This is a genomic window from Allorhizobium sonneratiae, from assembly GCF_023700755.1.
GTDB classification, from domain to species: domain Bacteria; phylum Pseudomonadota; class Alphaproteobacteria; order Rhizobiales; family Rhizobiaceae; genus Allorhizobium; species Allorhizobium sonneratiae.
In genome coordinates, this window is the sequence record NZ_JAMKOJ010000017.1 from 18,189 (window position 1) to 29,579 (window position 11,391).

Annotated in this window: 7 protein-coding genes and 1 pseudogene; 3 read left to right on the top strand and 5 right to left on the bottom strand. The window is 58.3% G+C overall.

Going from position 1 to position 11,391, the window contains the following annotated elements:
- Positions 1–172 precede the first annotated feature (172 nt).
- The 4 genes from NAC44_RS20695 to NAC44_RS20710 all read right to left on the bottom strand — a co-directional run bounded on the left by NAC44_RS20695 (position 173) and on the right by NAC44_RS20710 (position 6,006).
- The gene (locus tag NAC44_RS20695) at positions 173–2,065 is read right to left on the bottom strand and encodes an alpha/beta fold hydrolase (protein WP_250943526.1); all 1,893 of its coding nucleotides are present in this window, start codon (positions 2,063–2,065) and stop codon (positions 173–175) included.
- A 90-nt stretch (positions 2,066–2,155) separates the two neighbouring features.
- On the bottom strand, positions 2,156–3,682 hold the full coding sequence (locus NAC44_RS20700; RefSeq protein ID WP_250943527.1) for an oligosaccharide flippase family protein: 1,527 nt from the start codon (positions 3,680–3,682) through the stop codon (positions 2,156–2,158).
- The gene (locus NAC44_RS20705; protein WP_250943528.1) at positions 3,683–4,840 is read right to left on the bottom strand and encodes a GumK N-terminal domain-containing glycosyltransferase; all 1,158 of its coding nucleotides are present in this window, start codon (positions 4,838–4,840) and stop codon (positions 3,683–3,685) included.
- Positions 4,837–6,006 (bottom strand): glycosyltransferase family 4 protein, encoded by a 1,170-nt coding sequence (locus NAC44_RS20710; RefSeq protein ID WP_250943529.1) that lies wholly within the window; start codon positions 6,004–6,006, stop codon positions 4,837–4,839. The genes NAC44_RS20705 and NAC44_RS20710 overlap by 4 nt, the downstream gene beginning before the upstream one ends.
- 537 nt (positions 6,007–6,543) lie before the next feature.
- Here NAC44_RS20710 and NAC44_RS20715 point away from each other — a divergent pair.
- Both NAC44_RS20715 and NAC44_RS20720 read left to right on the top strand, forming a co-directional pair.
- On the top strand, positions 6,544–8,655 hold the full coding sequence (locus tag NAC44_RS20715) for a GumC family protein (RefSeq protein ID WP_250943530.1): 2,112 nt from the start codon (positions 6,544–6,546) through the stop codon (positions 8,653–8,655).
- Entirely contained in the window at positions 8,652–9,938 is a 1,287-nt protein-coding gene (locus tag NAC44_RS20720) for a UDP-phosphate alpha N-acetylglucosaminyltransferase (RefSeq protein WP_250943531.1), read from the top strand. Before NAC44_RS20715 ends, NAC44_RS20720 begins: the two co-directional genes overlap by 4 nt.
- On the opposite strand, the gene NAC44_RS20725 is transcribed toward NAC44_RS20720, so the two are convergent.
- The gene (locus tag NAC44_RS20725; RefSeq protein WP_250943532.1) at positions 9,887–10,954 is read right to left on the bottom strand and encodes a glycoside hydrolase family 5 protein; all 1,068 of its coding nucleotides are present in this window, start codon (positions 10,952–10,954) and stop codon (positions 9,887–9,889) included. The two genes, NAC44_RS20720 and NAC44_RS20725, sit on opposite strands and share 52 nt — an antisense overlap.
- A gap of 346 nt (positions 10,955–11,300) precedes the next feature.
- On the opposite strand from NAC44_RS20725, the pseudogene purU reads away from it, so the two are divergent.
- Positions 11,301–11,391 (top strand): annotated as a pseudogene (gene purU, locus NAC44_RS20730) (formyltetrahydrofolate deformylase); the annotation flags it as partial.

Sequence of the window (11,391 nt, forward strand, 5' to 3'; positions counted from 1 at the left end):
TTTTCGTCAAAACATGCGTTCAAAAAATCTTACAGCGCCGTGCGCCATATATGGCGCACAAAGGTCGCTGTAGCACTTTAAATTTGCTGCATAATTCCTTAAATCGATTCCGATTTAAGGAATTATGCAGTAGGCAGCTGCCGAAAACGACAGCGCAAGCGAAAGCACCTCCTCATAATACCGCGTTTTTGCATCCTCGGTCGAGAGATTGTGATCGGCATTGCCNAGCTGCCGAAAACGACAGCGCAAGCGAAAGCACCTCCTCATAATACCGCGTTTTTGCATCCTCGGTCGAGAGATTGTGATCGGCATTGCCGATGATCGCCAGATGTGCTGCCGGATAGCGTTTCAGGCCGTGACCATCTCTGCCGAAATGGCGATGAAAATGGTCCAGGCCGACATCGTTTTCGCTGTAAAGCAGGCGAAGCCGCGCGCCGCGCCTGGCAACCTGACCAAAGGCAGCGCGCACCATGCGATGTTCCAGCCGCGCCTTTTTCGACAGGATCATGCGGAGCCCGCGCATCATCAACAGGCGGGCAAAGCCGACTTTGGCAATATTGCGCAGAGCCATGCCAAGGTTCACCTCGCCACGCGCGAGCCGAGAGAGGGTCTGACGCTGCAACAGCAATTTGCCATAGGTGCCAAGCGCACGCGGCACGCTGGATAAGACCGTATCCGGGTCAAGCTCCGGGTCCCAGTGAAACACATAGGGATTGGCAAGGCAGGCGCCGGAAAGCCGCTCATCCTTGACCAGAGCGCGAAAGCCGAGATAGGCGCCACTGCACCGGCCAACGGCGATGGCGGGCAAAAGCCGCCGCGCGTCCAGCAGTGCCAGCGCTGCAGCCACATCGGCATACTGGCTGTCGGCATAGAGGACCTGATCGGCAAGACCCGGAACAGGCGGACTGTCGCCGACATTGGCGGCATCGAAGCGCAAGGAGGCAATGCCCTCGCCCGCAAGCCGCCGCGCCATGAGCGTGGTGGCCCGGCCCCAGCCGCACTGTCGGTCATAGGCTGTGCCGAGCAGCAGAACCGTGGCGCCACGGCGGGGGCCATGCGGTTCGCACAGAATGCCATAAAGCCGATCGCCCTTGCCAAAGCGCAGGGCGGTTTCAACACAATCATCCCCCTGAAGCCGCGCCGGTCCGCTTGCGGCTTCTCCATCCATGTCAACCGGGGAAAGCCCAAGCGCATCGCGGGCAATATGACGGGCAATCCAGCCAACCACTTTCCGTCCGGTTTCAAGCGGTGGTCGCGACGAGGCCGGATTGGCCACCATGGTCTCAAACCCCGCATAAGACAGCCGCTCGACATGCGCACCCTGCTGTTCGATCTTGTCAGACAGGCTCTGATCGGCCGGACGGTCGGGGCGATTGACGAAAAGGCAGGAGATGTCTGGCCCTGGCGCTGCCGTGGCGAAATCGGTTTTCTTTAACGCATCGGCAATGGGCGGCGGCAGGATATGACCGCCAATGGCGGTTACACCGGACAGGCGCTGATCTGCACCAAGGCTCAAACCGTCATCGATCATCTGCGACCAGACCTGCAATTCGCGCAGATAGGCCCGCCCAGAACCGACCGGAGCCATGGCGACCACGGCGCTGACGTCATCAAGCCGGCCCGCCATATCAAGCGCCAGGCCTGCACCAAGCCCATGTCCGAGAAGAATAAGCGGCCTTGCCTCGCTCAATTGCCGAAGACGCGCGGCGGCGGCGACAATCATCTCGCGCCAGAGATCGAGGCTTGCCTCTGGCGGATCGAGCGCATCGCCCGTGCCAGGATAATCGAAACGCAGGCTGGCCAGCCCCTCCTCGGCCAAATCCTCGGCCATGATACGAAAAAGCTTGCGACAGCACATGTCTTCCACGCCAAAAGGCGAGAGAAACAGCACTGTAGCTCTGGCTCTCCCTCCCTGTGCAGGGGTAAAAAGGCCAAAACTGCCCGACGCTGCACCCGATCCGGTCACGCTCACCGGCAGAGCAACAGGTTTTCGAACCGTCGCCTTGCCCCTGTTTGTGACCGAAGGCACATCTCCTGCCTTGTCCATAGGCATCATACCGTCCATGACCACGTGAAGTCCCCCACGACCTGCTTGTGGTTTTCACAAAGATGCGCAGCGCTCCGTTCTGAACCGTCCGCGCCACCAGATCATGTCTTACCCGAGTTTCTGCGGCTTTTGAACCGCTATCCACCGAAGCGCCCTTTCCAGCGGCCCGGCCAGACGGTTTGGTAGCCGCCGGGTGAATGGAACGATGACCTCGATATCGGTCTGCGGCACAACCGCCAGAAGACGCAATGTCAGCGCATAGACCAACACCGCCGCAAGGATGGCAGCGCCAAGCCCGGCAAAACCCGCCATCCCTGTCAAAACACCAAGAGCGGTCAGAGCGGATGCCGCCGCGGCAAGCGTGACCTTGAGAAGGCTGACACCGAGAGGCATGAGAGAGCCGTTGAAACGCATCCAGCGCATCATCACCACCGCCATGAGCGTAAAGGTGACGATGCGCGAAATCGCCGCGCCGTTACCGGCCATGGATGGCACCAGCAGCACATCACCGATCACCATCACCGCAGCCCCCCCGAGGCCGACATAAAGCCGCTCCCTGATCCGGTCGATGGCAAACATGTATTGCGTCGCCACCTGACAGGCGACCGTGGCCGGAACGCTGAGCGCCAAAAGCAGCAGCATAGAACCGCTTTCCGCAAAGGCATCGCCATAGATCAACGTCACCAGACGCCCGGAAATCGCCGCCAGCCCAAAACTCATCGGCATGGTGAAATAGGCAAGGCTGCGCGCCACGCTTTCAAACATGGCCACCGGCAGATCTTCGCCACGATGGTTTTGCAGATGCTCGGCGTAATAGGGCACAAGACTGCCAGAAAGCTGGATCGGCACCTGCAAGGCCATGTTGGTCAGGGAAAAGGCCACCGCATAATAGCCGACCATTTCCACACCCTGCTGATGTTGCAGAAACACCAGCTCGATCCGGTTGAGAAAAATCGAATCGATCAAAAATTCCAGCGACAGCAGGAAAGACGATCCGACCAGATAGCGAAAGCCGATGCCGCAATTTTTCACCGGATTGGCAAGCAACGAGAGCGCATAAAGGGTTTGCGAGATATAGGCCAGCACATAGCCAAACAGCGCACCGGCAACACCGAAGACAAGCGCGCCGATGACGACGCCTGCAAGCTGCAATATCCCTGCCGTCAGCGTCATGCGGAAGAAGATATCGACCCGCTGCTCACCGATCAGATAGTTCTTGGCGAACATGCCAACCGCCTGAGTCAGGAACAGAAGGGCGGTGATCACCACGACGGAGGGCGCACTTTCCGCCCAGTGCCGGGCTTCGGCAATATAGAAAAAGGTGAGATAACCGAAAAGCAGAAGCGCCGAAAAGCCGATAACCGGCCAGAGGAGATAGGCGGCAAAGCCGCGCCGGTCCGCTTCGCTGTGCCCCTCCCCCTTCAACTGCGGCAGAAGCCGCAGCAACAAAACACCGGTGCCAAGTTCGGCCACCAGCGCGCCCGTTGCCGAAAGCCAGACGGAAAAAGCGATGATGCCGTTCGCCTCCGGCCCCAGAAGACGCGCCACGACAATCGAGGAGATGAAGCCGGTCGCCAGAAGCGTCAGCCCTGCCGCTGCGTTGAAGGCGGAATTTGCCACAATGCCTTTGGCCACTCAGCGCCTCCCCCTTGAGCCGCAGCCATCTTCTGTCTCGGCCATGGGAAACAGCCGGTCTGCGGTTTCATCCCAGTCGAGAATCGCACCAGTTGCGATGATCGAACGGTCAAAATGACAGGCCGCCGCAAAGGCGGATCGGATCGATGCAGGATCGGCGGGATCGTAACCCATCACATGCGCCCGGCCTTTGGCAGCAAAATGCGGCGCCACGATCGGCAGACGGCAATAGCTGTACTGGATCATCTTCAGGCTCGATTGGCTAAGGTAGGCCGCGCCCGCGCCATCGCGATAAGGGGCAAGCCCAAGATCGGCATGTTTCAAAAACGGAATGATCGCGGCAAAGGGCTGCTCGCCATGAACGATAATATTGCCCCGTTGCTGTTGAGGCTCTGCCTTACGGCCGAAAAGATGAAAGGTCCACTCGGGAAAGGCTGCTGCCATCACCTCGATGGCACCGGCATCGAACAACATATCGCCGAGGCTGACAGCATTCCTGCCCTGGCTGTAGGGGCTTGCGGAGGGGCGATCGAAAGCCGCCTTGTCGATGCCATGTGGCAGATAGTCAAGTCGAACATCGGGAGGAAAATCCTCGCGCAGCGCCTCCGCCATGACATGGACGCGGTCGTAAAGCGCAAGGCTTTGCGAGAGCACCTCTTCCACCACCGGCGGCACACCGATTGTCGAAAGCCGGTCGGCGGCGTGATAGATGATCTCAGCTTGCGGCGCATGCGCGCGCAGCACCGGCGTCAACAACGGCGAGGGACCGCTTTCCACCAGAATATGCGTATAATCGCAAAGGCAGGCGAGAACATCGCCGGGCAGGAAGCGCCCGAACCGGCGAAAAACCGGAGCCGCAAGCCGGTTGAGCAGCCCAATCTTGAAATTCATCGGATGCAGCGGCACATGCCAGACGAACTGGCGAAAACCCGGCTGCATCTCCTGCCAGTGGTTGAAGCGAAAGCGGCGGGCAAGATCGAACCGCCCGTCCTTCAACAGGCGGCTGACGGGGCTTAGGCGCCAGACGAAAAAATCAACGGAGGCACCACGCGCAAGCAGACTATCGGCGAGAAAATGCAGATCCACCTTGCGGGGCTGCACGGCAAAATGCTGGCCCGTGACAATCAGAACCCGACGGGTTTCTCCGGCGCTCGTCATGACAACCCCAATCCCGCACGACGATAAAGCCCGATATAGCGCTCGGCCACTGAGGCCCAGGAATAAGCCAGGCTTTCGGCCATGATCTTATTCCGCAGAGGCGTGCCTTCCCGCATCAGCCGTTGAAAGGCGTCAAGGCAGGCGGCGGCGGCCTTTTCTGCTTCCGTAAAATCCGTCACCGTCACATCGCCATGGCGTGCGGCCAAGGCCCGATAGGCCTGATTGTCCTGAAGGACCGGTATCAAGCCTGCACTCATCGCCTCGACCGCCACCAGACCGAAGCCCTCATAATCAGAGGCTGAGACAAAAAGCGACGCCTCAGAGATCAACCGGGCCAGCGTCTGATTGTCGGGATTGAGCATCAGCCGAACATGCATTCCAAGTCCTTGTGCGGCAATCATGGCCTGAAGTTCTGCCGCCGACAGGTCCGACTCAACGCCGGCAATCGTCAGCCGCCAGCCGTCATCGCGACCTACGAGCACAGCCATCATTTCCAGCAGGCGTTCAAGCCGCTTGTTCTCAGAAAACCGGCCAATGGTGATCATCTGCCTGACGGGCATAGGTGCTGCCCGATCGGCAAATTTTTCGATGTCGACACCATTTTCAATGAGCACGGCGCGCTGACCGGCTATTTTTGCAAAAAGGGCATGATCGGAAGAACTGCAACAGGCCAGCGCCCGATAGGCACGGGTCGATAATCGGGTCAGTGTCTGAAACCATACCTGTTTCAGCGCCGAATAGGCGTGGGTATGGAAAAACCCGCCATGGGTTGTCGCGACCATCGGCTTACCATGAAAAAAGCCGGTGATGGCCAGCGCATCGAAAAAGAAATCGATGCCATGCACATGCACGAGATCGGCATCATCAAGATGGCGCCAGACCGAAAGAGCCAGCGGATAACGGCGGCTGCCATGAAAGGGGATGCGCACAACCTCGACGCCATCGATGATCTCATGGGCTGGCAAAATGTGGTCAGGCGCGGAAAACAACCGGTTCAGCGTTACGACGCGAACGCGAAATCCCTGCCGCACCAGTTCCCGGCTGAGGCCGGCAACCACATCCTCCAATCCACCACGCCCCGGCAGAAACTGCCGCACCACCTGCACGATCAAAGGCGCGTGATCATTTGCGGCAAGACCAACCGACTGTATTGCGCCAACGCACATGAACGCCTCGAGGTTAATGAAGGCTGAAGACAGTTTTACCGTGTCTGGTTAGAATGAGCCGGAGGAATGGTAAAGCAGATTGTTGTTAACTTGAGTAAACCTCAAAATTATCGGTAAATAAACATGCTTAATTCTGCCGACACTTAACTCTCATTAACCATCCCGTGTTAGTCTGGCCATCGTCGATTTCAGTCCCGGATTGACGAGGGAAAGACGAATCAGAACAAACATATTGAGAATCTGTCCTGATGCGAATGGACCTGACAGAGGTTCGGATATGCATGTTCATTGTTATCGATGGAACAAGAGCAGACATGCGGCAAAACAAGAGATAAAGCGTGACACGGTGGACACCATTGTCTGCGACAGGTTTCAGACGAATCATCGACGGTCACGATTGTGCTTTCATTCGGGACAATCCGGTGCCAGAAAGACAGAAATCAGCCGACCGGCAAGCGGTAAGGATATGTGTGACGCGACGATGACCTTCTGGACAGCTTTGACTTACCCCCGTCAGGACGGCAGGCCGTTCACCCGATGACGATGGATATCGATATCTTCCAGATACCGGCGATCCTGCGCCGCCGATGGCATTATATCGCGCTGTCCTGCGTGGTCTTTGCCGCGTTGGCGCTTGTTTTTTCGCTGAAACTGCAATCGGTCTATGTCGCCACGGCGCAGATCCTGCTCGATCCCAAAAGCCTCACGTCGAACCTCTCCGGCAATCAGCAGGCAGCCCTTGCCCAGCCTGACCCTGCCAATCTCGACAGCCAGATCTATGTCGTGGAGTCCAGCACGGTCCTTCTGCCCGTCATCGAAAAACTCGGTCTCGACAAGGACCCTTATTTTCGCACAAAAACCCCGCCCAATACCGTTCAGGACGCCACCGCCACCCTGCCGCTTTTGATCAAACATCTAAAGGTCGCGCGTGAAGGGCAGTCGCTGATCCTGACGATCACTGCCGATCATCCGGTGGCAGTGACAGCAAGCGAAATTGCCAACGACATTGCCGCAAGCTACCTCAAACAGATCGACTCCGCGCGCATGGATGCCGCCCGCCGCGCCAGTGCCGCCTTTCAGGCGCAGGCCAGCGATCTGCGCGACAAGGTACTGAAGGCCGAAACCGCGGTTGAAAATTTCCGCGCCAGCAACGGGCTTGCCACCACAGGCACCACCGGGCTGGTCATCGATCAGCAGCTCTCCGGCCTCAACCAGCAGCTGATCGCCGCGCGCGGGGCAGAAGAACAGCAAAAAGCGATTTACGATCAGACCCGCTCGATGACGGTATCGGCTATCGAGTCGGGCGCCATTCCGGAAACCGGCCAGTCTTCCACCATCAGCCTGTTGCGCGACCGCTATGTGCAATTGCTCGACCGGCAGGCGGAAGCCGCCACCAATCTCGGCGCCAACCATCCGCAGATGAAAGCGATCGATTCCCAGGTCGCCAGCATGCGTCAGGCGCTGCAGCAGGAACTGGATCGAGTGCGCCAGTCGGTCAAGAGCAGCTATGAACGCGCCGTCGCCAATCGCAAGGCGCTTGAAGCGCAGATGCAGAGCCTGACCAAAAGCAGCTTCGCCAGCGGTGAACGCCAGATCCAGTTGCGCCAGCTTGAAAGCCAGGCCGATGCGGTGCGCAGCATCTACAAGGCTTTCTTAAGCCGCTCCGAAGAACTGGGCCAGGAAGAAACCATAGCGCTCAACAATTCACGGGTGATCACACCGGCAACGACTGCCCTCAAATCCGTCACCCTGCTGAAGGGTCTGGTTATGGTGGCAGCATTGATGTTCGGGCTGGCCTTTGGCAGTGTTCTGGCTGTGCTGAGGGAAATGCTGTCGCAACGGCGGACGGTGAACCCGCGCATCCATCCCCCTGTCATCGCTTCCCCTTCCGGTCAGTCCCTTCCCGAAGGGTCCGCGCCGACACAGACCGCCAGTCCGCATCCAATTACGGACATAACCGACCTGCGGCACATGCCCCCGTCAGACGATCTTTTCCTGATTGCCGGACCGTCGCCATCTGACGCCAAGCAGAAACCCGGCCGCTCCGGCTTTGTCGGCGGGTTGATGCGTGGCCTGACAAGACCACTGGCTCAACCGTCTTCGACACCCCTTCTGGACAGAACGAAACTGGCCGCCGATACTGCCCGGTTTCTCGTCGATTGTGCTGCACAGACGGAACGGCTGACCGTGCTGTTTGCTGCGGCCGGTGCGCCTTTTCAACCCAATGGCTTTATCGCCGACCTGGCAGGCACCCTTATGGAGCGCGGCCATGGCGTTCTTCTTGCCGATGGCCGCCTCAACACCGGCTTGAAACCGCGCAAGCCCGGCCAGCGCCCCAGCCTCAGCCTGGCGCTGGACTGGACCGATGCAGACGAGGCACCGCTTGCCAGCCTGATCCGGTACCAGCGACTTGCCTTTTCATCGCATCGCCCCGATCACGGCCAGACGACGAAGGATTTCGTGCTGATCGACGCCTGCGGCACGGCGATTGCCGAACGTCTGGATGATCTGGCGGCAGGTTGCGACCTGATTGTCGTGCTGACGACAGGCACGGCAGGAGACAGGACGGCAATCTCCACCCTTCTCCAGCAGCTTGGTGAATTTGCCGACAAGGCCGTTGGCAAGGTGCATCTGGGAGCGGCAGGATGAGCCTTTCCGGGCCGGCTGCGGGCAATGTCAGCAATGACGGTGCATCCGGCTATATGCTACCGACATCGCTCGCCTCGGGGCTTGCCACGTTTGCCGTGATTGGCGGACTGATCCTCAATGCGGTTTTATGCTTCGTCAACACCCGCATCATGCCGGTCAACGACACCCATATCATGCTGGGTGAAATGACCATGCTGGCCTCGGCCTTTCTGGTGGCGTTGAGCGTGCGGCCCGGCCTCTATCTCAGCCTTGCCCTGTTCACCAGCTATATGCTGTTTCTGTTTGCCCTGCGCGGTGCGCTGGACCTGAAGGGGCTGCGCGATGTTTTCATTCCGATCATTTTCTATTTCGCCGGACGCAGAATGGCCGATGCCAGGCTCGGCGACCGTCTGGCGCTGATCTCGGCCGTCATCGTCATCGTCATGGGGCTTTACGAATATCTGGCGCTCGACAGCTATCTCGATTATTTCAACGTCATCGGCTATTATCTGTCGCGCGGTGCGGTCACGCTTCAGGATACATTTGGCGAGACACGCGGCCTGTTCATTTCCGGTTTGAGACCCGAACCGCGCACGCTTTTGCCCTTTCTTGGCCAGCATCGGGTCTCCTCCGTATTTCTGGAACCCGTGTCGGCGGGCAATTTCGGCGTGATCGTCTATGCCTGGGCGCTGTTTCGGCCTGACATGAAAGGGCGTTTTCTCGCCATGGGGCTGGCGCTTGCCACCATCGTTCTGGCGGATGCCCGTTTCGGCATGGGCACATGTTTCGTCATAACCCTGCTTTTTCCGGTTTTCCGCTATATTCCGAAAACGGTCTGGCTGGTCCTGCCTTTCGTCGTGCTGTCCGGCCTTGCCGCCTATGGCATGATGAGCGGTACGGAAGGCGGACCGAATGACGTTTCCGGTCGGTTGAAAGTCACCGCCGCGATCCTCAACGAACTTGATTTCGGCGTGGTGCTTGGCAGCCGCACCACCGATATTTTCACCGCCGATTCCGGTCTTTCCTATTCTCTGACAGATTTCGGCCTGTTCGGCTGCATCGGACTGTGGGCGGCGCTGGTGTTTGCTCCGTTCAAGGATGCAAAAGCCTGGTCCTTTCGCAGCATGATGATCGTCTATATGCTGCTGCTGATGCTGATCAGCAATTCCTTTTATTCGATCAAGACGGCGGCGCTGATGTGGTTTCTGATGGGCTCGGCCGACATGATAGACTGGACAGGATACCGCTCGTTTCAGCGCAGTGACGGACAATCGGAAGAGGCTGCGGAAAAATCCTCCAGATAGGGTTTCAGCCCTTGCAGTTGCGGTCGGTCGCCGCTTGCGGTCGGCTGAATGTTCAAAGGCTCGCTCGGCGGCCACCAGTCACCCGCCACCCAATAGGCCCAGCCGATCCATTGCTCGTGATTATCCTCGACCACTCCGGCCATCGCCTTGATGGCCGCAACACAGGCGGGTGCAGCCGAAGCACCAAACTCACCCAAAAATCCATGCACCTTGTTTTGCCTGAGCCAGTCCGTCATCTGCCCTATCGCCTTGACGGCATCATCGGCGCGGCTGCAATCAGGGCTCGTTCCGGAAAAATCCCGATCGAAATATTGATGCACCTCATAGGCATAATGCTGCGCTTCATCCTTGACGCCCAGCATGACCGTGGCGTTTGCACCGCCATAGGCTTCGCTCTGCCAGCTATGGGCTCCGGTCCAGGCAACCCCCGGCACCAGAACAAGATTGTCTGCCTTTGCCGCGCGAATGGCGGAGAGCGCGGCATTCACCGCCTTCAGCCATTGGCTGGCGGGCATATCATGCGGTTCATTCATCAAGCCGAAGATCATCGATGGATCCCCGGCATAATGCCGGGCCAGCCTGCCCCAGAAATCGGCAAAAGCAGCCACTGGCACATCAGGGCCGCCGATGGGCCTGTCATCATAACGGCCATAATCATGCGGATCGAGAATGACGCGCATTCCATCCGCCTCAATGGTTTTCACGCTCTGATCGAGACGGGCCAGTTCATCGGCGTTGAAAGTGCCATTCAGCTTCGGCTGAAGCCGTTCCCATTTGAATGGAAGCCGCACCGTATTGAAACCCTTTTGGCTGAAATAGCGGATGGTCTCACTGCTCGGATAGGCGTAATCCTTGTTTGCCACTCCGCCGATCCTGCCAAACTCAGCACCGGACAGGTTGATGCCACGCAAACAGCTCTCCCCGGCCATCGCTGCATGAGTGCTGACGACCAGAGCTGTCAGGCAGACGGTTACTGCGCGAAAGGCCCTGCCTTTCTCATGGCGGAACAACCCCATTTGCATCTCCTGTGCTGATCCACATCGGTCACTTCAGACCACTCGCTGCCAACGCCCGGTATCTCTGCGCCGTTACAGCACCGTGCGTCATACATGGCGCACAAAGGTTCGCTGTAGCTCTTTATATGTACTGCATATTTTCACCTTAAATCGATTCCGATTTAAGACGAAAATATGCAGTAGACGACGCAAAAGGAACGATGTTTGCCTGTTCAATCAGGCATGGTCACCGCCGGTCCTGCACTCTTCACAACTTGAACTCCTGACAAAGTCATATAGACAGTCACACGTGTCAAATGAATGCCGGACCCGCACAGTATCCGATGTCACACCTGGAGCAAACGACATGCATGATTACGTTTTGACGGTCACCTGCCCGTCCGCACGCGGGATTGTTGCGGCGATATCCGGTTATCTGACCGAAAAGGGCTGCAACA